21 protein-coding genes are annotated in these 25,318 nt (G+C 38.3%); 8 read left to right on the forward strand and 13 right to left on the reverse strand.

The genetic code is table 11. The annotated features are described in order from the left end of the window. Positions 1 to 302 precede the first annotated feature (302 nt). The gene (locus tag IPH84_01030; protein MBK7171824.1) at positions 303 to 872 is read left to right on the forward strand and encodes an FKBP-type peptidyl-prolyl cis-trans isomerase; all 570 of its coding nucleotides are present in this window, start codon (positions 303 to 305) and stop codon (positions 870 to 872) included. 104 nt (positions 873 to 976) lie between these two features. On the opposite strand, the gene cysQ is transcribed toward IPH84_01030, so the two are convergent. From cysQ to IPH84_01070, 8 genes are all read right to left on the reverse strand, one after another. Continuing rightward, positions 977 to 1,777, reverse strand: coding sequence for a 3'(2'),5'-bisphosphate nucleotidase CysQ (gene cysQ / locus IPH84_01035; GenBank protein MBK7171825.1), 801 nt, complete (start codon positions 1,775 to 1,777; stop codon positions 977 to 979). Positions 1,778 to 1,814: 37 nt separating this feature from the next. Then, a complete protein-coding gene (gene uvrB / locus IPH84_01040) occupies positions 1,815 to 3,848 on the reverse strand; it encodes an excinuclease ABC subunit UvrB (protein ID MBK7171826.1) in 2,034 nt (677 codons plus the stop codon). Positions 3,849 to 3,883: 35 nt separating this feature from the next. After that, positions 3,884 to 5,020 (reverse strand): endonuclease/exonuclease/phosphatase family protein, encoded by a 1,137-nt coding sequence (locus IPH84_01045; protein MBK7171827.1) that lies wholly within the window; start codon positions 5,018 to 5,020, stop codon positions 3,884 to 3,886. An 86-nt stretch (positions 5,021 to 5,106) separates the two neighbouring features. Next, positions 5,107 to 5,940 carry a rhomboid family intramembrane serine protease gene (locus tag IPH84_01050; protein ID MBK7171828.1) on the reverse strand — a complete coding sequence of 278 codons (834 nt, stop codon included), beginning with the start codon at positions 5,938 to 5,940 and terminating at the stop codon, positions 5,107 to 5,109. Positions 5,941 to 6,045: 105 nt separating this feature from the next. Further along, positions 6,046 to 6,915 (reverse strand): rhomboid family intramembrane serine protease, encoded by an 870-nt coding sequence (locus IPH84_01055; protein MBK7171829.1) that lies wholly within the window; start codon positions 6,913 to 6,915, stop codon positions 6,046 to 6,048. Positions 6,916 to 6,930: 15 nt separating this feature from the next. Then, positions 6,931 to 8,790 carry a DNA mismatch repair endonuclease MutL gene (gene mutL, locus IPH84_01060; GenBank protein ID MBK7171830.1) on the reverse strand — a complete coding sequence of 620 codons (1,860 nt, stop codon included), beginning with the start codon at positions 8,788 to 8,790 and terminating at the stop codon, positions 6,931 to 6,933. Between the two features lie 52 nt (positions 8,791 to 8,842). Next, a complete protein-coding gene (locus IPH84_01065; protein ID MBK7171831.1) occupies positions 8,843 to 9,112 on the reverse strand; it encodes a hypothetical protein in 270 nt (89 codons plus the stop codon). Between the two features lie 232 nt (positions 9,113 to 9,344). Further along, a complete protein-coding gene (locus IPH84_01070; protein ID MBK7171832.1) occupies positions 9,345 to 9,869 on the reverse strand; it encodes a hypothetical protein in 525 nt (174 codons plus the stop codon). Positions 9,870 to 10,077: 208 nt separating this feature from the next. Between IPH84_01070 and IPH84_01075 the strand changes: the two genes are divergently transcribed. Next, positions 10,078 to 11,721, forward strand: coding sequence for an amidohydrolase (locus IPH84_01075; GenBank protein ID MBK7171833.1), 1,644 nt, complete (start codon positions 10,078 to 10,080; stop codon positions 11,719 to 11,721). Positions 11,722 to 11,752: 31 nt separating this feature from the next. On the opposite strand, the gene IPH84_01080 is transcribed toward IPH84_01075, so the two are convergent. After that, on the reverse strand, positions 11,753 to 12,418 hold the full coding sequence (locus IPH84_01080; protein ID MBK7171834.1) for a CoA pyrophosphatase: 666 nt from the start codon (positions 12,416 to 12,418) through the stop codon (positions 11,753 to 11,755). Between the two features lie 133 nt (positions 12,419 to 12,551). Between IPH84_01080 and IPH84_01085 the strand changes: the two genes are divergently transcribed. The 6 genes from IPH84_01085 (at position 12,552) to IPH84_01110 (ending at position 20,181) form a co-directional block, all read left to right on the forward strand. Then, positions 12,552 to 12,824, forward strand: coding sequence for an ATP-dependent Clp protease adaptor ClpS (locus IPH84_01085; protein ID MBK7171835.1), 273 nt, complete (start codon positions 12,552 to 12,554; stop codon positions 12,822 to 12,824). Between the two features lie 78 nt (positions 12,825 to 12,902). After that, positions 12,903 to 13,802: a M48 family metallopeptidase gene (locus IPH84_01090; GenBank protein ID MBK7171836.1), complete on the forward strand. Its 900-nt coding sequence runs from the start codon at positions 12,903 to 12,905 to the stop codon at positions 13,800 to 13,802. 118 nt (positions 13,803 to 13,920) lie between these two features. Then, complete coding sequence (locus tag IPH84_01095; protein ID MBK7171837.1) at positions 13,921 to 16,128, forward strand: bifunctional (p)ppGpp synthetase/guanosine-3',5'-bis(diphosphate) 3'-pyrophosphohydrolase; 2,208 nt, start codon at positions 13,921 to 13,923, stop codon at positions 16,126 to 16,128. A 10-nt stretch (positions 16,129 to 16,138) separates the two neighbouring features. Then, positions 16,139 to 16,591 (forward strand): hypothetical protein, encoded by a 453-nt coding sequence (locus IPH84_01100; GenBank protein MBK7171838.1) that lies wholly within the window; start codon positions 16,139 to 16,141, stop codon positions 16,589 to 16,591. Positions 16,592 to 17,656: 1,065 nt separating this feature from the next. Next, positions 17,657 to 18,352 carry a TrkA family potassium uptake protein gene (locus tag IPH84_01105; protein MBK7171839.1) on the forward strand — a complete coding sequence of 232 codons (696 nt, stop codon included), beginning with the start codon at positions 17,657 to 17,659 and terminating at the stop codon, positions 18,350 to 18,352. Between the two features lie 14 nt (positions 18,353 to 18,366). After that, positions 18,367 to 20,181 carry an ATPase gene (locus tag IPH84_01110; protein MBK7171840.1) on the forward strand — a complete coding sequence of 605 codons (1,815 nt, stop codon included), beginning with the start codon at positions 18,367 to 18,369 and terminating at the stop codon, positions 20,179 to 20,181. Positions 20,182 to 20,316: 135 nt separating this feature from the next. Here IPH84_01110 and IPH84_01115 read toward each other — a convergent pair whose 3' ends face one another. From IPH84_01115 to IPH84_01130, 4 genes are all read right to left on the reverse strand, one after another. Beyond that, positions 20,317 to 20,631, reverse strand: coding sequence for a hypothetical protein (locus IPH84_01115; GenBank protein MBK7171841.1), 315 nt, complete (start codon positions 20,629 to 20,631; stop codon positions 20,317 to 20,319). A 102-nt stretch (positions 20,632 to 20,733) separates the two neighbouring features. After that, on the reverse strand, positions 20,734 to 22,767 hold the full coding sequence (locus tag IPH84_01120; protein ID MBK7171842.1) for an alpha amylase C-terminal domain-containing protein: 2,034 nt from the start codon (positions 22,765 to 22,767) through the stop codon (positions 20,734 to 20,736). Between the two features lie 66 nt (positions 22,768 to 22,833). Beyond that, on the reverse strand, positions 22,834 to 23,835 hold the full coding sequence (locus IPH84_01125; protein ID MBK7171843.1) for an SRPBCC family protein: 1,002 nt from the start codon (positions 23,833 to 23,835) through the stop codon (positions 22,834 to 22,836). 262 nt (positions 23,836 to 24,097) lie between these two features. Then, positions 24,098 to 25,267, reverse strand: a complete 1,170-nt coding sequence (locus tag IPH84_01130; protein ID MBK7171844.1) for a tetratricopeptide repeat protein — start codon at positions 25,265 to 25,267, stop codon at positions 24,098 to 24,100. Between the last annotated feature and the right edge of the window lie 51 nt (positions 25,268 to 25,318).

Here is a 25,318-nt window from a genome sequence, read left to right on the forward strand (position 1 = left end):
CTGAAGAAGGCGGAAAACTGCAAGCCTATATCTCAGCCAAAGGAATAACAGTAACTCCATCTGAATCAGGAATCTATTTCATTGAGGAGAAAGCCGGCTCTGGACGTTTAATCCAGAAAGGTGACATGGTCAAGATTGATTTCTCTGTATTAACCATCGATGAAAATAAAGTGTTTTCAACATCTGACAGGAAACAACCTATTACATTTGAATATGGTCAACCTTTTGATACACAAGGTTTTGATGAAGCCATAGGCAAAATGAAAAATGGTTCAAAAGCCCGTGTAATTGTTCCCTCATCAATGGCTTTTGGTGAAAAAGGAAGAAGGGATATGAGTGGAAATGATATCATACCACCTTATAGTACTATTATCTATGATGTTGAAGTATTGGAGATAAAAACCAAAGCAGAACACGAGAAGGAACAAGCTGCCAAGGAAGCTAAAAGTAAAGCGGAAGTCAAAGCTGCTGAAGCAAAGGAACCTGGTTTGATCCAGAGTTACCTGAAAGAAAAAGGAATCACAGCAAAACCAACTGCCTCCGGACTATATTATGTTGAAAAAGTTAAAGGTAAAGGTGCAAAAGCTGTAGCAGGCAAAAAAGTAAGTGTACATTATACAGGCCGACTCCTTGATGGAACCGTATTCGATTCATCATTGGAAAGAAAGCCTGCTCAACCCTACGAATTCCCATTAGGAACCGGACAAGTAATTCCAGGATGGGATGAAGGTATCGCCCTGATGAATGAAGGTGGTAAAGCAATCCTTATCATTCCCTCAAAGCTGGGTTATGGTGGAGCCGGAAGTGGTGAAATAATCAAACCTTTCTCCCCACTCGTATTTGATGTGGAATTGGTGAAAGTGAGTAAATAAATCATCCTCACTCTAAAACTTCAACTGCCAGGTTTTCCTGGCAGTTTTTTTTTATATCCATGAAATAAATAATGCTATACTAATGCCTATTTTGGATGAAAGCATCATTCCCTGCCTGCAATAAACCAAGGATTAAGTAGGTTTTCCTTATTATAAACAACTTCTTTCCCTGAAAGATACTCATTAACATAACAACCGGCAAAGCGAGCAATAGCATGTCCTGCCGCAGTATCCCACTCCATAGTAGGGCCAAGCCTGGGATAGAGATCCACGGTGCCTTCTGCCAGGGAGCAAAATTTCAAGGAGCTGCCTTTTGAAAGATATTCTACTTTTTCTATTCCAATTACCGCATTTTTTATAAAATCGGTAGTCTCCTGGTTCATATGTGAAACACTGCTGGCAACCACAAATTGGCCTTCATTTTTAGTCACAGGAAGCTTATCCGATAACTCAATTACCTGGTTTAAGGTGATCTGCGGAAGAATATGGTTCTTCACTAAGTAACGATAGGAACCATAACCTTCAATGCCAAAATATAATAACCCCGTAACCGGTACATAAATAATCCCGGCTATTGGCTTACCATGCCTGATCCTTGCAATATTAACAGTGAATTCACCGGTCCTTTTCACAAACTCTTTTGTTCCATCTAATGGATCCACAAGCCAATACTCTTCCCAATTGCTTCTCAATTCATAGGGATAAGATTGGCCTTCTTCACTTAACAAAGGAATACCGGGTGTTAACAACTTCTTTATTACTTCATGTGCATGCTGATCTGCCAATGTTAATGGGCTTTGGTCTGCTTTTAATTCAACAGAAAAGTCCTGGCTATATACATTCATTATTGCTTTTCCAGCCAGTATAGAAGCATGTATTGCATTTGCGATTTGTTCTTCAAGCATTTATCTGACTTTCATTTAAAATAATCGTGAATAATCCTCAGGTCAATTTACTGATACTTTCCAGCCTTGTTTTATAAACGTGCATCTCATCCCTTAGCCGTGCCGCTTCATAAAAATCAAGTTCTTTTGCAGCCTTCTCCATAGCCCTGCGTGTCTCATCCACTAATTTCTTCAACTGATCTTTATTTAGATATTGAATCAATGGATCTGCAGCTATATTGGCTTCAACTTTTTCTACATAGGCTTTTGGCGCTTTCACACGGGAATCGGCAACAGATGTCTGACCAATAATCTCTCCTGTTGTTTTGAGGATTTGAGTGGGAGTTATATTATGTTCAGTATTATATTGTATCTGTTTTTCCCTTTTCCTGCTGGTTTCATCTATGGTTCTCTGCATCGAATCAGTCACCTTGTCAGCATAGAAGATCACAAGGCTGTTGATGTTTCTGGCAGCACGACCAGCAGTCTGGGTTAGAGACCTTTCTGATCGCAAAAATCCCTCTTTATCTGCATCCAGTATTGCCACAAGAGAAACTTCCGGCAGGTCTAATCCTTCTCTAAGCAAATTGACGCCCACCAGTACATCAAATGTTCCCAGACGCAAATCCCTCAGTATCTCAATTCTTTCAAGGGTATCCACTTCAGAGTGAATATAGCGGCATCGTATCCCCACCTTAGCCATATACTTTGTGAGTTCTTCGGCCATTCGCTTTGTTAGTGTTGTTACCAGGGTTCTCTCACCAACCTGTGTTCTCTTCTCAACCTCATCCAAAAGGTCATCGATCTGATTAAGGCTAGGCTTTAAAACAATACGTGGATCCAGCAATCCGGTAGGCCTGATGAGTTGTTCCACCACCACGCCTTCGCTCTGCTTCAGTTCATAATCAGCCGGAGTGGCGCTCACGTAAATAACCTGCTCATACATTGTTTCAAATTCCTCGAACTTCAATGGCCTGTTGTCCATCGCGGAAGGTAGCCGGAATCCATACTCCACAAGGTTTTGCTTGCGTGATCTGTCACCACCATACATCGCCCTGATTTGTGAAACAGTCACATGACTCTCATCAATGACCATCAGGAAATCATCAGGAAAATAATCAATCAGGCAGAATGGACGGTCACCGGTTTTTCGGTTATCAAAGTAACGGCTATAGTTCTCAATTCCAGAGCAATACCCCAGTTCCCGCAACATTTCCACATCATAAGTAACACGGTCTTCAAGACGTTTGGCTTCAAGATGCTTTCCAATACTATTAAAGTATTCTACCTGTCGGGCCATGTCAGACTGAATATCCCAAATAGCATCCTTCATCTTTTCCTTCGATGTAACAAAGATATTGGCAGGAAATAATACTAGCTCTGTCAATTCTTCAATCCCACGACCATTCAATGGGTCAAATGATTCAATTAACTCTATTTCATCACCGAAAAATATGACCCTGTAAGCAATATCATCATAGGCCGGGAAAATGTCTACCGTATCTCCCTTCACCCTGAACTTTCCTCTGCTCAGATCCAATTCAGTCCTTGAATACAAACTCTCAACCAAAGCATGAAGAAATTTATTCCTGCTAAGATTATCACCTTTCTGAAGCTTGATGACACTATTATTGAAATCTTCCGGATTTCCAATACCGTAAATACAGGAAACAGATGAAACAACTATCACATCCCGTCTGCCTGACAATAAAGCCGAAGATGCACTTAACCTCAGTTTCTCAATCTCCTCATTGATGGAAAGATCCTTTTCAATGTAAGTATTTGTCACAGGGATAAAGGCTTCCGGTTGATAATAATCATAATATGAAACAAAATATTCAACCCTGTTTTCAGGAAAGAACTGCTTAAACTCCCCGTATAGTTGGGCTGCAAGCGTCTTATTATGGCTGAGTACAAGGGTAGGACGATTGACCTCCTGAATGACATTGGCAATCGTAAAGGTCTTGCCTGACCCGGTAACTCCTAAGAGCACCTGGGCAGCATCTCCTCGGTTGAGGCCTTCAACCAGTTGCTTGATGGCTTCCGGTTGGTCGCCCGTTGGAGAATATTCTGATGTTAATTTAAAATTCATGGATTTGAAGTTCAAGAAAATGATTTGAACAGGGATTATTCTTCCCTGGTACTGATAGTAGTAATAATGGGATAATGATCTGAATATTCATTGTGAATGGTCTTGTAATCCAATACTTTAAATGTTCGATCTGTGAATATATAATCAATCCTGAGGATAGGCAGGATCTGGGCATAGGTCTGACCTAAGCCGGTACCCGCTGCTTTAAATGTATCAGTATGCGTTTTAGCAATTTGCCGGTACACATAGGATGTAGGTGTATCATTGAAATCTGCACAAAGAATGACCTTATATGGAGAATTACTGATCAGTGCTGATAATTCATCTACCTGAACAGACCTCTTAATGAATGCATTCTTCATTTTTGAGAGAATTGACTTCGATCCTTGCGTAAAGTCATTGTTTTTCACTGAATTACGGGTGATGTCATTGACAAATAAATAGTCTTCTTTCCCAAACCGTATCGATTCCATATGGGTATTTATTACCCTTACCGTATCGTGTGGAAGTGCTATATCAGTTATTATGCAGAAATTTCTGTAAGTATTCAGGTAACAAATCTTCTGACTGGAAATGATAGGATATTTGCTAAACGTGATTAAACCGAATGGAAGCAGCTTCTTTCCGTTGTCAATATAGGCCTCATAATGATAGTTTGCATTCAGTTTGCTCTTGATGGTCTCTGCATACATCTTACCATTATAATATTCCTGCAAACAAAGAATATCAGCATTTTCATTTCCAATCAGTTCAAAAATGCCATCCCTCGACCTGGAAACGAGTTTTGTGTCTTTCCAGTTATATAGGTCAAATAGCCTCACATTGTAGGACATGATTTTTAAGCCGTCTTTTTCAAGAATTTTTTCAGAAGCTCCCCTAAACTGAATAAAAGAATGGAACTGATTGTATCCCAATAGAATACAAATAAGTGAGATTAAAAAGTAACGCTTTAAGAATACAATCCAGAACAAAACGAAGAAAAGATTGATAATAAGCAGGAAAGGGTAGGAGAGGCCTGCAAATGCGAGTGGCCAGAAATCAGCCGGAGACACTCTGGCGGCTATATAGGAACAGATAAGCAGAAAAGCAAAGACAATATTGACGAAGATCATCAACTTGGTCGGAATTGATGTCTTAACAATTTTAGGTTTTGCATTGCTCTTCTTCACCATATATTACCGGATTCCCGCGGTTCTATTTAATTCATTTGAGATGATTTTCTATTCAATGATTCCTTGTTGGTTCAGGCGTTCTTACATTATTTGTTACTAAACTTAAACAGGAATTCTTTCTCTTCTTCAGTCAGACTCTTATATCCAGATTTTGCGATTTTATCCAGGATAACGTCTATTTTCTTTTGACTTAGCGCCTTCATGGCATTATACTCTTCATCTGATAATGGTTTGCCTGATTTATAGACAGGTTTTATCTTTCGTTTACTCAGCCCTGTTTTACGAAGGAAACTACGAATAGGATCAGAGAAAGCAAAGTTGCCGGATGGGACAGCTAGTATATAAATCACACCGGCAAGAGCACCCCCTAAATGGGCAAAATGTCCGCCTGCATTGCTGGAACGCAGCATGAAAACATCCATTATAATCATGAAAAGTGCAATGTACTTGATTTTTACCTGTCCTATAAAAAGAAGGTTTATTGCATAATTAGGAACAAGTGTAGATGTTGCAATTACGACCGCAAGCACGGAAGCCGACGCTCCAATAGCTACTGCAACTCCCAGGCTTTGACTAAAGACAGGGAAGACATTAAAGGCTGCCATAAATGTGAGTGCACCCAGTATGCCTCCAAAAAGATAAACGAATAATAATCGTCTTCCATTCATGAATTCCAGGAAGATCTTCCCAAACCAATAAAGCCATAACATATTCACCAGGAGATGCCAGAAATCCAGGTGAAGAAACATATAGGTAATAACGGTCCAGGGTTTGCTTAACCATTGATCCAATCCTGCCGGAACAGCAAGCCACTTTTCAATGGCAAGTATCCATTCAGTTTCGATAGGATTCTCTGGCGTTTGAAAAAGAAAAAGAAATACTCTCAGGAGGTTGATGATAAACCAAACCAAAATATTCACCAATATCAACCTGTTTAATGAGGAATGATCTCTCAAAAAAATACGGATTCTATCACCTAACGGAACACTCTGAAACATTTAGGATTACATTATTTCAAGTTAGGACTAATACAAATTATTGTTTCTTCGGTTCTTTTCTTGTCTTTTCCAATAGATAATCAGGAAAAAGCCAAAAATCATCCCTCCAAGGTGAGCAAAATGGGCCACTTCCCCAGTATCGAAGAAGCCTGAAATTAATTCCAATGCTCCAAAAAGAATTACAAACCACTTTGCCTTTATAGGGATAAAGAAATATAAATAAATCAATGAATTAGGAAATAACATTCCAAAGGCAAGCAATAATCCATAGATTGCACCCGAAGCACCCACAACAGTAGGCAAATTGAGATAATACTCCTTATAATCAGAAACAAAATTTACTGATTCCTGCAATGCCTCGATATTACCGGGGTTTCTTTGTAAAATATCAAGTGTGGATGAAAAACGCTGAAACTCATCATACATTTCAACAGAGTTCTCATTGACAGCGAATTTATGCTGAGAGATAAAGGTTTGAAGATTTGCAAGGTTAGGATCGTTGATGAAACCTTCCATGAGTTGAAGCACAGGATTTATTTGAATGTAGAAAATGAGATAATGTAATAATGCTGCTCCAATGCCTGTAAAAATATAAAAAATTATAAACCTTCTTGGTCCCCAAACATTCTCAAGGACACTACCAAACATCCATAAGGCAAACATATTGAAGAAGATATGCGAAAAGCCCCCATGCATGAACATATAGGTAATGAACTGATAAGGAGCAAACTCACTTGAAGCAAAGTAATGAAGCCCAAGTAAATCCTGAAGATCAATATTCATTGCACTTCCAAGCCCGATTGTGGCAAGGAAAAACAAAATATTCAGAATAATTATATTCTTGACAACAGGTGGTAAGACTCTGAATCCTGTAGGGCTATATTGTCCGTAACTCATGCTGATTTTAAGTGTTTAATGAAGTAATTTTTCAATTTCTATTTGATTAAGAATCCGCAATATCTGCTTTCCATCCGGAGCCATATCTGGTACTTTACAAGCAAAAAGTTGATCAATCAAGGATTGCATTTCTTCCGTCTGCAATACTTTGCCGGATTTTATAGCAATTGTTTTGGCCAAAATCCCTGCAAATTTCACTCTACCGGCAGATCCAGGTTCTACCTTATTTTTCTTGTAATCTTCGAGAATCTCACCAATGAATTCTTCTATTGCTTTTATTGGCAGGGAAGCAGGAATTGAATTTACCACGAACGAACCACCTCCTAATTCATTAATATCAAATCCAAGTTTACACAGATCATTCTTAATCTCAATTAGAATATCACTGTCAACCATGGATAATTGGATGGTTATCGGAAATAAATTCAACTGTTGGGTTCCTGGTTCCTTTTCGAGCATCGTGCTAATCTGCTCAAAAAGTATCCTTTCATGCGCCCTTTGCTGATCAACAATTAGTAAACCTGATTTAACATTGGATATAATATAACGGTTTTGAACCTGAATAAGTTTGGCAGCAGGAAATGAATTTACCATCAATTCTGTTGGATGGTTATTCCTGGTTGCTGATGATAAATCTGTTTCAAACAATTCTGACTTGTTTGCACCTGGCTCCAGATCATTGGAAGATCTGACAATTTCATACACCTTTTCCCATTCATCGCGGTTTGCACGCAGACCTTCTGTTGGTTTCTGGAGTACAGGCTTTACCTGATTAAAAGGATTATAATCCGGATTGATCCTGATCGTGGGAGCTTTCACCTCATGACCCGGTGGTAAAGGGTGGTCAAATATAGCCTCCCTTTCAAAATCCAGGATAGGAGTAAGGGTAAACATTCCCAGTGCATGTTTAACAGCTGATCGCATCGATCCATACAAAAGTGGACCGTGTTGGAAATTTACTTCTGTTTTGGTAGGATGTATGTTGACATCTATAGTGAGAGGGTCAACTTCAATAAAAAGGAAATAAGAAGGAATCGCAGACTCCGGAAGCAGTTCTTCAAACGCTTGTTCCACAGCATGGTGAAGATAGGAATGCCTGATAAATCTTCCATTGGCAAAAAAATACTGTTCACCTCTCGTCCTTTTTGCAGCCTCTGGTTTACCAATAAATCCGAATATCTGAACCTGCTCAGTCTTCATATCTACTGGTAAAAGCTTTTCATTAATATTACTGCCAAAAAGATGAACAATCCGTTGTCTGAGATTGACTTTACTAAGTTGAAAAACCGGTTTCTCATTGTGAACCAGGCTTAACTCAACATCCGGATGTACAAGGGCGATTCGTTGAAATTCCTCCAGAATATGCCTGAATTCAACAGAATCTGACTTCAAAAAATTTCGTCTGGCGGGTATATTAAAAAATAAATTCCTTGCTGAAATGGAGGTCCCTTTCGGACAACTCACAGACTCCTGGCTTTTAATTCTGGATCCTTCAATAATCACTGAAGTACCCAATTCATCCGCTTCTTTGCGGGTTCTGAGTTCCACCTGGGCAACTGCTGCTATTGAAGCTAATGCCTCTCCTCTGAATCCAAGTGTACGTATAGCAAAAAGGTCTTTGGCTTCTCTGATCTTTGAAGTAGCATGTCTTTCAAAACACATCCTGGCATCAGTAACAGTCATACCTGTACCATTATCGATTACCTGGATTAGCGTGCGCCCGGCATCTTTAATAATCAGTTTGATTTGTGTTGCTCCTGCATCAATTGCATTTTCCATTAATTCCTTCACGGCAGAAGCAGGCCTCTGAATCACCTCACCAGCAGCAATCTGGTTGGCAACAGAATCCGGAAGTAACCGTATGAAATCGGACATGGTAAATATTACTTAGAAAAGGTACGCACAAAAGCTTTATGTTTTGCGCTAATTAGACAACGAAAATAAAATATAGCAACAGTAGGGCCAGGAATAAAGCAATAATAAGTTTTCTTGTGCCAGATTGTTTGCGCTCCATTTTCTCCTTCAACTTCCAGCTTTGATGCATCTTTTCTCTTAGTTGCGAAGTCTCATCATTATTTTCTCCTGCTAACCTGGCTCTGTGCAGACGTTGCTCAAATTCTTCCTGCTCCTTATTATAAAAGAGTGGTTTATAATTGAATTGACGAGGCTTAACTGTCTTAAATCCAACAAGTTTCATCTTATTATTATTTTGATTGCCATTCAAGTCAATGCTGCCGAATGAATATACAAAGGTATTTTAATTTTATCAAACTTCTGCATTGACCTTACCTGAAACGAAACAACATTTTCTCCATTATTCATCGTTTCAATGAATATGTAAAATGTAGAATTGAAACATAGCACTAGTTATTGAATAAAAAAAAACTCCTGCTTTTAGGCAGGAGTCTTCTCAAATATAAAGACTTTATTTACCTGGCAAAATATTCACTCTTACTGGTAACCAGGTGATAAGCTCCAAAGAATACAGAAACAAAGAAAACATCTCCAATTATTCCATTCAGGAAGAAGGGGAGTCCTGCAATATAGGCTTGCAATAAACCTGGAAAGTCAGGACTATATGGCATCATTCCGGTTAACCAGGATCCATAATTGGTAATCAGGTAAAATATTGTAGATGAAGCAAGGGATGCAGAGAGAATATTTAAAGCTCCCAGCTTCTTTCTCAACAGGAAACCCATCGATACTATAATAAGGAAACTAATGTAAACAGGAATCATTACCTCATGGAAACCTATGATGGCATCACTCAACAGCATAGCTACTATAGGGATGATAAAAGCAAGATCTTTACGCTTTAAATAAGTCCCTCCGAATAAAGCAATTGCAGCAATTGGAGTAAAGTTTGGCCAATGGGGAATTAGACGCAACATGGCCCCGATAAAAATTACACTAAGAATAAAAAGGAATTTTGGGGTTAATAGGGACTTGTTCATGGTTTATTGAATTAAGGTAGCAAATGTAAAAAAAACCAGCCGGCTTAGGCCATCAATCAGTTATTTATACTAACAATTATTGTAAGAATTTGTTAATTATCTTACACATCATCCTGAAATATACACGAATACTTCCTTTTTCTTTCTGCCGGGACTATGCAGATAAATAATAAATTTACAACTTATTATTCAAGAGATACCTGATTTTATGAGACCAATATTCACCATTGTGTTCACTTTAACTACTTTTTTGATGCTTAACTCTTGCCATGATCTAAAAAGGAAAGCAGACCTGATCATTTATAATACACTGATTTACACTCTGGATAGTACCGATAGTAAAGCTTCTAGCCTAGCCATTCGGGATGGTAAAATCCTTGCAGTTGGAAATGATGCTGATATCAGAAGTCGTTACTGGTCTGATAATAATATCAACGCTAAAGGCATGGTAGTTTACCCGGGATTTATTGATGCACATTCTCATTTTTCAGGCTTTGCTCAATTTCTGAGATATGCGGATCTCAGTAAAGCGGAATCATTTAAAGATGTTCTTTCCATCATCAGCGACTACCATACAACTTATCCTGATCGGTGGGTGATGGGTAGAGGCTGGGACCAAAACAAATGGCCGGGAAAACAATTCCCGGACAATGCAGAGCTTAACCGTCTTTTCCCTGATATTCCTGTTGTTCTCACTCGTGTTGATGGACATGCTGTCCTGGCAAATAATGCAGCAATCAGGAAAGCTGGTTTGCATCCTCCTTTTACTTCAGGGGAAGCAATATTGATTGAGGGAAAACCCACCGGTATTTTCCTGGAACACACAGCTGACCTTCTAAAGGCTGTTATTCCTCAGCCAACTGATACTGAAATGACTGAATTACTTCAACAGGCAGCAGCCCTTTGTTATCAAGTAGGCCTTACAGGTGTTAATGATGCAGGAATCGATAAGGAAACAATTTTACTTTATGATACTTTGTTAAAGTCAGGTGCGCTTCAAATGAGAATCGATGCCATGATTAACCCTACTGAAGAGAATATGGATTATTTTATGAAGAGTAGTGGATATCGAACTCCTTTTTTGAGAGTAGGTTCAGTTAAGATTTATGCTGATGGGGCCCTCGGTTCCAGGGGAGCATGCTTGCTTCAGCCATATTCAGATGATCCTGGTAATAAAGGAATCATGGCCATTCGGGATACAGAAATGAAGTATATCTGCAACAGGGCACATAAAAGTGGCTTCCAGGTGAACACACATGCGATAGGTGATTCAGCAATTAGAAAAGTATTACGCATTTATGCTGGTTTTCTGGGTGAAAAAAATGATCTCAGGTGGAGAATAGAACATGCACAGGTTGTGAATGAAAAAGATTTTGATCTTTTCGGTAAATATTCCATAATACCCTCTGTTCAAGGTACACATGCCACTTCTGATATGGCCTGGGCCCGCACTAGATTAGGAACCAACCGCTTGAAAAATGCTTATGCCTATCAGAAACTTATGATGCAAAATGGCTGGTTAGCTAATGGCACTGATTTCCCTGTCGAAAATATTGATCCATTAGCTACATTCTATGCAACAGTATGCAGGAAAGATGCTGATGGGAATCCCCAGGATGGCTTTCAAAAAGAGAATGCTCTATCCAGATTGGATGCTCTGAAAAGTATTACATTTTGGGCGGCAAAATCAGCATTTGAAGAACAATACAGGGGTAGTATTGAGGTTGATAAATATGCCGACCTTGTTGTTCTTGATAAAGATATTCTTTCAATCCCTGAAAATGAAATTCTGAAAACAAAAGTGGCCTATACAATTCTCAATGGTAAAATCGTATATTATCAGAAGAAATAGTATTTCCCAAACATCTTGACGATGGTCAGAATTAATTTCCTATTTGTCGGAGTATTTCAGCCATTTCACTGAAGATCATTGCTGTAGCACCCCAGATAAAGTGATTCCCGATGCGGTACCCGGGAACATCCATAGTGTAATCATTTCTAAACTGAAGTTGCTTTTGAACGATATTTTCTGGTTTCAGAATGTCTTCTATGTTGAATTCAATGATTTCTTTCACTTCTATCGGATCTGCTATAAACCTTGGTCTTTCTTCAGAAAATCCAATATAAGGATACACGATATAGTTGCTAGGCGGGATATACAATGGGCTTAGGGTACCCAATATATGAATCTTTGATATGTCAATGCCCATCTCCTCCTGAGTCTCACGCAAAGCTGTAGCCTCAAGCGATTCATCTCCTTGTTCTGATTTACCACCCGGAAGACTTATTTGACCAGAATGAACACCTTCATACTCTGGCCTTTGCATAACTACGGTGAACAGTTGCTGGTTCCATGGATACAACAATATTAAAACACTACTAACAATAGCATCAGAAGGTGGAGTGGTGTGCAAGGTAGTTTTTCTTACAGCAGGAGCCATCTGCCAATGTGAATCAGTTCCGGGTAAGGGTAGGGAGCAACGTTGCTTTATTGATGTAATTCTTTCTGCAAGATTATTTTTTTTGAGATCATGGGAATTCTCTGACATCATACGATCTGGTACATGTTTTGATAAACTGGATATAATATTAGAAACAAAAATAGGCTTAATAGGTTTTACAATCAGGGTATGAATAAGATTTTGAGAGTAATTGCCTAAATTTGCAGTAACATTTTTAGTCATGATTAAAGAAAAAAAAGATTTCTCTCTTAATCCTCTGGATATTGAAAACCAGGGAAATGAACTCATCCTCTTTAATGACGACATTAATACTTTTGATTATGTTATTGAGTCTTTAATGGAGGTTTGCCGGCATTCGGCAGAACAGGCAGAACAATGCGCCATAATAGCTCATACAAATGGGAAATGTGCCGTAAAAAAAGGAGAGATGTCGGAGTTACAAGCTTTTCATGATGAGATGAAACGCAGGGGCTTAATAACCCAAATTTCGTAAGAATTGGAGAACATTTCTTCATAGACCAATGTATATATAATAGTAAATTGAATGTTTATATACTTAAAAACATACTAAATGAAACTTATCAGAGTGTCAATTTCTATGCTTGCTGTATTATTATTAGTTACTGCTTGTCAAAAGGTACCTATTACAGGAAGAAAACAAATTAAGTTGCTACCATCCAGTACAATGGCTCAGATGGGAAACGAATCTTATACTTCATTCCTTAAAGATAATCCTCCCGTAAATCCACCCACTGTGCAATCTGCATTAGTAACTAGTGTTGGACAGAGAGTAAGTCTAGCTGTGAATAAATACATGAATGAGAATGGATTCTCTAAAAGGATTGAAGGGTATAAATGGGAATTCAACACAGTACAAAGTGCAGATGTTAATGCATGGTGTATGCCAGGTGGAAAAGTGGTTGTTTACACAGGTATTTTACCCTTGACAAAAGATGATGCAGGTCTGGCTGTTGTTCTGGGACATGAAATAGCCCACGCTGTTGCTGATCATGGAAATGAAAGAATGAGCCAGCAGCTTGCCATCCAGTTAGGTGGTATTTCACTGGCTGTAGCCATGCAACAAAAACCGCAGCAAACCCAGGACATCTTCATGATGGCTTACGGAGTGGGATCACAACTTGGCCAGCTGGCTTATTCCCGTCAACATGAATTGGAAGCAGATAAGTTAGGTTTAATCTTTATGGCAATGGCTGGTTATAATCCGGAACGTGCCATCTCTTTCTGGCAGGAAATGGCTGCTCAGGGAGGCAACAAACCACCTGAAATCATTAGTACTCACCCCAGTGATGAACGACGGATAGCACAGATACGATCCTTCCTCCCGGAAGCGATGAAGTATTATCAACAGGGAAAGGCCGTTAATACAAACACCCAAAGTCCTCCCTCTGATCCGGCTAATAATAATACACAACCCACAACTAAACCTAAAGTGGGCGTAAAGGTCAAGTGAGCTGAAAAGCGATTTTAAACTCCAGCGACTTTAAACGCCCTCTCAAAAGGGCGTTTTTTATGCCAGAGTGAAGTCATAAGATTGATATACTTTTCATACTAAGAATGCAAAGAACATCATGAAAATAAATTCTATTACAGATAAAGATCAGAGAAAAGTGATCCGGCACCAGTACAAACTGCTGGCCACATCCTGCAAACATATTACTTCAAAGCAAGATAGGAAATTGATCCGGCAAGCTTTTCTGGATGGCATCGAAATTTTTGCAGATCAATTGAGAGAAAATGGGGACCCATACTTCATTCATTCAGTTTCTGTTGCCGGAATTGTTGCAGAAGAAATGGAACTCGATACTACCAGCATTATCGCGGCATTGCTTGAGGATGTGCCATTGCTGGATAATGAAAAAATGCCGGACATAGAAAAGAAATATGGGAAAAGAGTAGCTGCTATTATATCCAATCTTCATCGAATTACAGCATTAAGGTTGAATAAAGTTTCTATCAATTCAGAGAATTTTATCCAACTACTCTTGACCATGTCAACCGATATTCGTGTAATCCTGATCCGATTGGCTGATCGTTTGAACTTGATGAGAATCATTGATTTATTGCCTCAATCACAGCAGCTCCAGGTTTCTTCTGAAACTTCCGGACTGTATGCACCTTTGGCTCATCGACTTGGCCTGTACAGGATCAAGAATGAACTCGAAGAATTGGCCATGAAACATTCATATCCGGAAATATTTAATAGAATTTCAATAAAAATTGAAGAAAACAAGGAAGAGCAACAAAAATACTTTCAGCAATTTATCAGCCCTATTCAGGATGTACTGAAGTCGAATGGACTGGATTTCGAGATTAAATACCGTACAAAATCGATTCCTTCTATTTGGAATAAAATGAAAAAACAGAATATCGATTTCGAACAGGTTTTTGATTTTTTTGCCATCCGGATAATCACAAAAAGTGCTTTAGAAGATGAAAAATCCGATTGCTGGAAATCCTATTCGTTGGTTACCAATATTTATCCACCTAACCCATCCAGGTTAAGAGACTGGATTTCTGCTCCAAAAACAAATGGTTATGAGTCTTTACACACTACGGTGCATGGACCTAAAGATAAATGGATTGAAGTGCAGATTCGTTCTGCCCGAATGGATGAAGCCGCTGAGAAGGGGAGGGCTGCCCATTGGAAATATAAGGAACAGACTGCAAATGCTGAAGAATCGGCCGAAAAATGGTTGGCAAACATCCGGTCAATTTTAGAGAACTATACACCTGGAGAAGATGAGATGGATAATTCCACAAGGATGGAATTGTTCTCAGATTATGTTTATGCTTTCACTCCCCAGGGTGATCTGAAGAAGTTAAAAGCCGGAGCAACTGTACTTGATTTTGCATTTGATATTCATTCTGAAATCGGGCAAAAATGCACTGGAGCAAAGGTTAACAACCTTTATGTACCTCTGAAATTCGTTTTGAAAACTGGTGACCAGGTTGAGATAATAACTTCAAGAAGCCAAAAACCAAATAAGGATTGGCTTACTTATGCAACTACAACTAAAGCAATTACCAGGATCAAACGATGCCTGAAAGATGAAGAATTCTCCAGGGCTGATATTGGGAAAGGTATGCTAATGAGAAAACTCAGCCAGTTGAAAATCAATTACTCCGATGAAATAGGAAATAAATTGGTCAGCTATTTTAAAGCAGCTAGTATTCTCGATCTGTTTCATGGGATAGCAGAGGAAAAATATGATCTTCAGAAAACTAGGGAAGCATTAAATCCATCACCTAAGGCAGAAGATCTTAAACCTGTTGAAAAACTTTTCCCCAAAAATGAGCAGAAGGTCTCAAAGAAATTAACCCATAAAACACTGGTCATAATCAATGAAAATACTCCTCTTGCTGATGTCAAATTATCCAAATGCTGCATGCCGGTGCTGGGTGATGAAATATTCGGTTTTGTAACAGTAGCTGAAGGTATTAAGATTCACCGCACAAGTTGCACTAATGCCCCTCAAATGCTGAGCAGGTATCCATACAGGGTTGTTTCTGCAAGGTGGGCTCAAAATGCAGAAGTAACTTCGTATATTGCCACATTAAAAATCACCGGTGAAGATAGAATGGGCATGTTGAATAGCATTTCAGATATTATTACAAAAGACCTGAATGCAAATATCAGGTCCATTCACCTGAACTCTAACCAGGGAAAATTTGAAGGCACAATTTCCATAAACGTTGACAGTAAATCTCATCTTGATCTTATCACAGCAAGGCTTTCAAAACTCAAAGGAGTTAAAAGAGTAATAAGAGAGCAGTAAACGAATCGTTATGACTAAGCCAATTCTTCATGAAGATAAAATCCATTTGCAGGAAGGGTTTGCATATGAATTCATGATCTTAGACAAGGTTATGCTTCAGGATCATAAGGAGTATTTCATTTTATCAGATCCAAACAGAATGAAACATTTCCTGGAAGCTTCACCCTATGCCAATTATCCGATGGCGAAAATGAGCCGCATTTCCTGCCTGGTATCGAAAATAAATTGTACAGGAAGGATCTTTCTTGAACCAGAGCACCCAAAATATAAAATCGGAGAAATCTATCAATTCCAGGTTTTCTCTAATGATTCGCAGGGCAATCTTGATGAGATTGAAATCGGTGACCTACTTGGAAGTCGCTGGGTTTTGAAATTGGATCATGGGCAGAAGTATTCAGGGACGACCATAAAATGCTTGATAATAAGCTTTAAAAAAGGTATTCCAGAAATCAAAATATTGTAATCATCATAAGTTAATCTTCCTAAAACACTGATATACTGGATAAAACATATGTGAACCGTTATTAACAATTGTTCATATCCTAAGTTCAAATTATGTGAAGTAAAATATCGATTAACACTTGACTTTAGTGGTCACCAGGTATTAATTTTAATTCACCGGATTTAATCAGGATAGCTGGCAAAGAAGAGGGTGATTCTATCAAAAGAAAAATTCTTTTCGAATTCCAAAGCAACCCTCTGCAAAGAGAAACTGTTAAGGAAGATATTGTTAGCATGAATGCTTGAAATTTAATGGTTAAGAAACCTCTGAATGTAATACTCGAAAGAGGAGAACAAACATAAGGTTTCAGGTCTGAAGTAACTAAAGTATTTTATTTTGTTGGAAACAACAGAAAAAGATACAACAGGCGAGAGTATCGAAAGATCACTCACCTGAAAAAGAAGCCAAGGATCTAGCCATTAATAATCAGCAATCATACGTTCAGGGAGTTTTCTACGGGAAACTTTTGAATCGGTATCCGGGTTAGCAGAGGTACATTTCCCTAATTTCGAGAATGGATCTGGCGACAGAAACAAAAAGAAATCAAGAGATTTTCGGTTTAGGCCGGGCAATCCGGGAAATGAGGTCCTGAAATACTGGCATCAGGTTTTAGGATTCGGCTGTCGGTGCGTTTGTGAAAGCAAATACCTCCTGCAGCAGCCTCAACCGCAGAAATTGGTGCATAACTTCACGTTTCTCTCAAAAGATCAGGAAGTTATGATTGTCCGGAAGGAACATTTTCGCGAGAAATGACACAATGGACAAGAAAACCTAAGTTGATGAAAGGCTTCGGTCTGAAGTATCACTTACCCAATCACTCTCCAGGGAGTAAAAGGGATTCTGCGAGGCAATAATCCGGCCAGATTAGCAACTACGGTTGTTAATGCTGGGATGGGGAACTTTCCTGAATAGGAAGTTCCCCATCATTTTTTATTGATTCCATCAATATTTGAAAAAATCACAATTGTTTGTATATGTTGTTTTAAGCAGGATATTACACTAAATTTACCGCCTCAATAAAATTGTATGGCCTCCAATAAATATGCCGTCATTGGTATTGGTCAGTTCGGAAAAGCAATCGCCCGGGCATTGTCCAATAAAGGATATGAAGTAATGGCGATTGATAGTGATGAAGAAATCATTGATAGTATCGGAGATGATGTAGCCTATGCTGTAGCGCTGGATGCTACCGACAAACGAGCGTTGCAGTCGCAGAATATCGAAGAATTTGATGCCGTTGTTGTGGCTATAGGTTCGGATTTTGAACAACGTTTATTATGTACATCCATATTGTTGGATTTGAACATCAAACGTGTCATTACCAGGGCAAATGGCGAAGCTCAGAGGATAATCCTGGAGAAGATGGGTATTAAGGAAATACTTAGTCCTGAAGAAGAAGTAGGGATACTTGTCGCTGAACGAATGCTGAACCCGAGTATTGTAAGCTACCTGCAATTACCCGATGATCATAGAATTGCAGAAATTTATAGCCCATCCAATTGTATTAATAAAACATTTGGTGACATTGACCTTAGGGATAAGTATAAATTAAGCCTTATCACTGTTAAAAAAGAGATCAAGACATTTAAGGATGGGAAATCAATTACTGAGCACCATATCTCAGGGGTTCCGGATTCAAAACAAATGCTTGAGGCATCTGATCGATTGGTTATTTTTGGGCATAACAAGGATATTGATAGATTTCTTGAAATTAATGCATAGTTGAATCTATAGTTATGCCTTTCAGAAAACTCGATAGGGTTAGAGAAAATATTAATATCAAGCTTTACAGGCACAAGAACTATGTAATTATTAGTATGCGTGCCTTGAGTTTCCTGGTATCTCTTATTGCTATCGGAACAATCATTTATTATCATGGATTCCCTGTTACACCTGAATCTCAGAGTTTTACTATCCTTGTTATAAAATTAAGTTTTACCTTTTATATCTTTAAATACCTCATTAAAATATTCTACCACTTCCATCCTTTAGAATTTCTTAAAAGCAATTCTTTCGAGGGATTGATATTGCTGCTTGTTTTGCTGGATGGGATCGCATCACTAATCATGGGTGATTCAGTGGTAAAAACCACTTTTATTAACTTAGGAATGCCAAATATGACCGTGTACTACGGTCTATTTATTCAGATTTACTTTTTTCTCATTATAGCCATCGAAGTTGGAAAAGCAAGCCAAAAAATAGCCATTTTTAAACTCGGCCCATCTGCCTTGCTCTCAATGTCATTCATACTTTTAATTATTAGCGGAGCAGGTTTGTTAATGCTTCCCGAAATGACTGTAAAGGGAATCCGATGGATTGATGCATTGTTTACTTCCACCAGCGCATGCTGTGTAACCGGACTCACATCAGTTGACACAGCTACTGCATTTACTTTTAAAGGGAAAACAATTATTATGTTCCTGATACAACTGGGTGGTTTGAATATATTGTCTTTTGCTACTTTTTTTGCTACTTTTTATAAAAGTGCTGCCGGATTGAAGTATCAGTCTCTCCTGAAAGATATTATTTCTACAGATAAATTGAGTAATACCAGGATACTTTTGAGAAAAATCTTCATGTTTAGCATTGTAATTGAGTTGACCGGTGCTGTACTTATCTTCCTTACATGGCCTAATGAAATGCATTTCAGTACAATGGGGCAGAAAATTTATTTTTCATTATTTCATTCTGTATCAGCTTTCAATAATGCAGGATTTGCATTATTCACTGACAATCTTTATGATATCGGTATCCGGCATGCCTACAACCTCCAATTGATTATTGCGGCACTTATTTTCCTGGGTGGAATTGGATTTATCGTACTGGAAGATATATTTAGTGTGCGCAGAATCAAATTGAGGCATGAACTGAAATGGAAAAAATTGCTTGTTCATTCCAGGGTATCTCTAAATACATCGCTGGTCCTCATAATTGCCGGAGCATTGGTTTTTTACCTTGTTGAAAGAAATAAAGGCATTTCCGGGTACAGCCTTTATGGGAGTATAGTATCCTCTGTATTTCAATCCGTTACTTGCAGAACTGCAGGGTTCAATTCAGTGGATTTTACCCGACTGGCACAACCTGTCCTGATTTTTATGATGATGCTGATGTATATTGGAGCTTCCCCCGGATCTACCGGAGGAGGGATTAAAACAACAACTTTTGCCATCATTCTAAGGTCAGCCTGGAATACCATCAGGGGAAGAAAATACCTTGAAATGCAAAAACATACCATCTCTCTTGATAATATTAATAAAGCTTATTCTATTGCACTCTTTTCGCTTTCGCTGATTTTCATCTCAACATTTATGCTATCAATCACTGATGGGGACATTCCCTTTATTAACCTTTTATTTGAGGAGATATCTGCTTTTGGAACGGTTGGATTATCTACAGGGGTGACTTCTTCAATCTCCTATGCCGGGAAAATGATTCTGATCATGACCATGTATATCGGAAGAATTGGAACATTAACTCTTGCTCTTGCTATTACCCGAAAAGCTTATTATACCAAATACCGATACTCTGAGATTAATATCCTTGTAGGATAAAAAAAAGGGACACATCGTGTCCCTTTCCCTGTTTTTTTATTAAACCATTATGGTTGAATGTTGTTGACTTACACCGCTAAAATAATACTATGTTTGACTTAGAGGCTATTCTTCTTTGTTAAAAGTTGTTAATGATCACAATTCTTCTTTTTCCTGATCGTGATCCTCTTCTTCATGAACTCCATCTCCGGATTCTTTTGTATCAGTGGACTCATCGAAAAAGTCTTCATCATCTTTCTCTGACTTGTTATCGATCTTTACCGGGACTTTAATAAGGTAGCTTGCCTCATCTGTATCCACAGTAATGGCAAAGAAAAATGAATCAGCGCCGGTTTTAACCTTGAATGTATGATTAACCCAACCCAGCGGATATTTCTTCCTAATAGCTTCCATCAATTCCGGAGAAGCACTCTGATAATTGATTATTAGTTTTTTACGTTCATTCTTCATAATTCAAATCTTCAAATCATTGATGTTACAATTATACGGAAAAAATCAAAAAACAATCAATATTTAGATTAATTAACAAATGCTTTAAATAAAATGGTTTTTTCAGTGTTTAATTTGTTCCAGGACTATAGCTGTTCGATTAGTGAGATAAATTCTTAATCTGTTTGATTTTCCATGCTGTTCAGGCATCGTTTGATACTGTATTGACTCATCAATTCTGCCATGCCCGCCAAAAGCTTTATTGTCAGAATTAAGAATTACCTTGTACTTTCCCTTCTTTGGAACAAAAAATTCATAATCAGGAATGGACCTATCAACATGAAAATTGAAAATAAAAATCAAATTTCCTCTTTCATAGATAATGCATTTGTTTTCATCATCAATGTTCAATTCATTGGCATATAATGATGAGGTCAACAATTCCTGTTTCTTGACAAGTTCAATCATTTCCTTATCGAATGCAGCCAGAAACTGATATTTCAACATTGGATCATCCAACAGTGACCATTGTCTGCGGGCATGTTTATAACTCCAGTCATTGCCGACCCTGGGAAAATCAATCCATTCCGGATGACCAAATTCATTTCCCATGAAATTGAGATAGGATTGGCCTCCGAGAGAAATGGTAAAAAGACGGATTAATTTGTGTAATGAGATGCCCCTATCGATTACAGGGTTTGTATCATCAACCTGCATATGAAAATACATCTCTTTATCCATCAGGCGAAAAGCAATGGTCTTATCTCCAACTAACGCCTGATCATGTGATTCACAATAGGCAACAGTACTCACGTAGGGTAAGCGATCATTAAGCACTTGCCACATTTCGCGGATACTCCATTCTTCATCAGGAAGATCTTTCAGATACTTAATCCAGAAATCAGGGATACCCATACCTAGCCTGTAATTAAAGCCCAGGCCACCATCAGAAAGGCTCATAGAGAGCCCTGGCATTCCAGTTACATCTTCAGCAATAGTTATTGCCGAGGGTTTAATTTTATGAACAAGATAGTTGGCGAGCTGCAAATAAGTCACAGCATCCCATTCAACACCATCGGTAAAAAACTTATGAATGTTATCAATTGGTTCATCTCCATGATGATAATACATCATAGATCCCACACCATCAAACCGGAAACCATCAAAATGGAACTCTTCCAACCAGAACTTCACATTAGAGAGTAAAAATTGTATAACCTCTGGTTTACCATAATCAAATAGTTTTGAATCCCAATTAGGATGCTCGCCTCTTTGACCTGGATGAAAATACTGGTGCTCTGAACCATCGAATAGGTTTAATCCTTCATTTAGGTTTTTAACAGTGTGGGAATGAACGATATCCATAATTACAGCTAATCCCATTTTATGGGCAGTCCTGATGAGTTCCTTAAGATCCTCAGGTGTACCGAATCGCGATGAAGCTGCATAGAAATTGGCTACATGGTATCCAAATGAACCATAATAAGGATGTTCCTGGATGGCCATCATCTGAATCGCAGTGTAACCCGCCTTTTTAATCCGGGGTAGTACCTTCTTCGTAAAATCCTTATAGGAGCCAATGCCTTCTTCTTCCTGAGCCATACCCACATGTACTTCATAAATGAGAAGTTGCCCGATTGAAGCCGGATCAAAGGAATCTTTCTTCCAGTCAAATTTTTCCGGAAACCACAATTGCCCTGAATAGTTCTTTGTGTCATCATCCTGGAGTACCCTGTAAATATAGGCTGGAATTCGAAGATTTGATCCTATCTGACTATTTACCAGCACTTTAACCTTACTCTCATGGATAAAACTGTCTTTGTAAGTGGAATAATCCAGCTTTATTTCCCAAACACCATTGTCTATCCTCAGCAGGGGATGGGATGTTTGATTCCAATCATTGAAGTCACCGGTTAAATATAATGAATGTGCTTCAGGTGCCCATTCCCGATAGATCCAGCAATTTTCATCTGCATTGAAATGAATTCCAAAATATTGATAGGCTGATGAAAATTTGCTAATACCTTTATGATTCGTTTCAATATCGGTGAGGCGCTGAATAAATCGTTCATACCGGGCTATTACATCATTGGTAACAGGCTGAAGCCAGGGGTCGATAGTAATGATGGCAGGAATGTTATTTTTCAGGTTGGACATGGCTCGTATGTGATATGTAATTGATATTTATTTAGTTAGATTTATTTGTCATTAAAAGGGGAGGGGCTATTTTAAAGGAAAATAGATATCTGTTTGCCATTTACTGGTATCTGGTTCCATGCCGGGATCGGTAATATATTCTTCCCAAGGCCCGCCACTTATAATAAGGGATTTCTCTTTTATATACTTCTCAATGGCTTCATAAACAATGGCTGTGGTGGTATAAGGACCAAAATAACTAGCCATAGCTGCTTTTGTTGCTGGAAATTCCTTACATTCAACTTCTCCGGTGTTTGTGATCTTTTTATTCACAGGAATCCCGGCTTCCACGTCAAAGGATTGAGGAGAATAAGAATGGTATAAAGAGAAAGGAACCCCGGTAGTTGTAAGTTTCTTTTGCTTAATTACTGTGGAAATTTTCTTGTAAAAATCCTCTAGTTTTGATTCTATTGTAGAAGGTGATGCAGTATCCCTGATACTAAGAACAATTCTTTGAGGTATTTCCTTCTCAAGAACAGCTATAATCGGTTTTGCCGGAATTTTTGAGGTAATCTCATTTAAATTTGCCAGTCCTTGTTCAAAATCATTTCCAACCATTCGATCCATAAACAAACCAAACCACCTGGAAATAGGGTTATCACCAAGATCACTTTCCAAAATCCACCTTACCAATGTACCCTGATCATCACTGGTAAAAAGGAATTTACCGGTAGAGGTACCATTTTCCATAAAATTAAGATCCAGTAAAATTGAATCATAAGGCTGACTGTCAGTTATTAGTAGTTTCCCATTCCCAACATCGCTGTGGTTACTTTCATAGATAAGTAATGCACCAACCCCTGATTGAGGACCGGAAAAGGTCACTTGCATAGTTGAATCCAGGCTTAGCCAAGGTAACCAACCATGCCAGTTCCTGAAATCATTTACCTGTTCAAAAATTAAATCCCTGGAGGCCGGCATTACAAGTGATCGTTCAATCCTTACATGCCTGGGCAATAAAAACCCGGTAAGCACCAGAACAATGACCAGTACAAGAACCGTCAATAAAATCCGCCGAAATAGCTTCATGATTTCAGGACCATTAATGAGTATACTAAAATAGATAATTGTTGACTTGTTTTCTAAAGTATCCTGTAATTCTGATCTCAGAGTTGAAAATGGATTTCAGAGCGTCTGTTTGAGTATAAATAGATAAACAAACATAAGTTGTATTTTAGTGGGATTAGCTAAGTTAAATCGAAAAATGATTGTGTTACAAATAGCCTATAATTTATATTATGTTAAATAGTAAATATTAAAGATAAGAGCCGATCAGGCTCCTATCTTACTTTTATTGTAATTTATCGTTTACAGCTTTCATTTTGTCAAGCATATTCAAACGAGTATAGATTTCTTTCAATGAAACCAATAATTGCTTGTCATTAGGATTTATTTTCTCGCCGTCTTCAAAATACGGTAATGCTTTATTCAGGTAAACATTTCCCTGAGCCATTAATTCATCGAATTTCTTTGTTTCACTTAAAGGCAGTTTATTGGCAGCATTGATGATATCTCCACCTTTATTAAAAAACAATACACCCAAATTAAACAGTGCATCAAAAAATGTTGGATCCTGCTTCAAAGTTTCCTCATAAGCTTTAATGGCTTCATTAAAGTATTTATCCCTGTCAGCTTGTGGTAACATGGTGTCATTTTTCAAAAGGTCATAAGTAACTCCAATTGCATATTGAATGGACGTATTATTGGGTTCCTTTTCTTTAGCAATACCCAGGCTTATTAAAGCCTTTTCATGTTGATTGGTAGAAATGTACAGGTTAGCCTGCGTAATGATCAGATCGTTGTCACCAGGATATCTGACCAGGCCATTCTCGATAGTATTTGTTGCCTTTTCAAATTCACCGTTTTCCTTGTAAAGCATTGCCAATGATGAATAGACACTTTTTTCATTCATCTGCATTGAAATCAGGCTTTCATAGGTTGAAATTGCTTTGGCTTTCTCTCCCTTTTTCTCATAGCACAAAGCAGAACCATAGATAGCCAATGTATCTACTATTTTATTGTCGCTTCCAATAGAAATCGCCCGTTCAAAGTTAGTTAGGGCATTATCAATATCATTGGCAGTGAAGAAATTGATACCTTCGTTAAATAACTGTCCACCAATTTGTTGCATCCTTAAAACGATATCACTCTTATATTCATCCTTGGCATCTAAAGCTTTTGATTTAATATAGGAATCATAAGAGATATTCAATGCATCCGGAGCCAATATTTTGAATTCAGGCTTCATTTGCAGGTCGAGGTAAATTCCACCTTTGTAATACCAAACTTTGGCATCAGTAGCAGCTTCAGGGTAAGCTGTAGCTTTGTCAATAAATTCCTTAGCCTTGAGCAGATCGCCTTTTTGCCAGTAATTATAGGCACTTGTGCGATCTTTTTTCATTTGGGCAAATGTCATCCCTACCAGGATAAGGAAGGCTGACAAGAGGATGGTTCTTTTCATGTTTGCTTTAGTATTAGGTTTTGAATGTTAGTTAATTTCAAATATCCTGTT

The sequence above is a fragment of the Bacteroidales bacterium genome, assembly GCA_016707785.1.
Taxonomy (GTDB): Bacteria; Bacteroidota; Bacteroidia; order Bacteroidales; family UBA4417; genus UBA4417.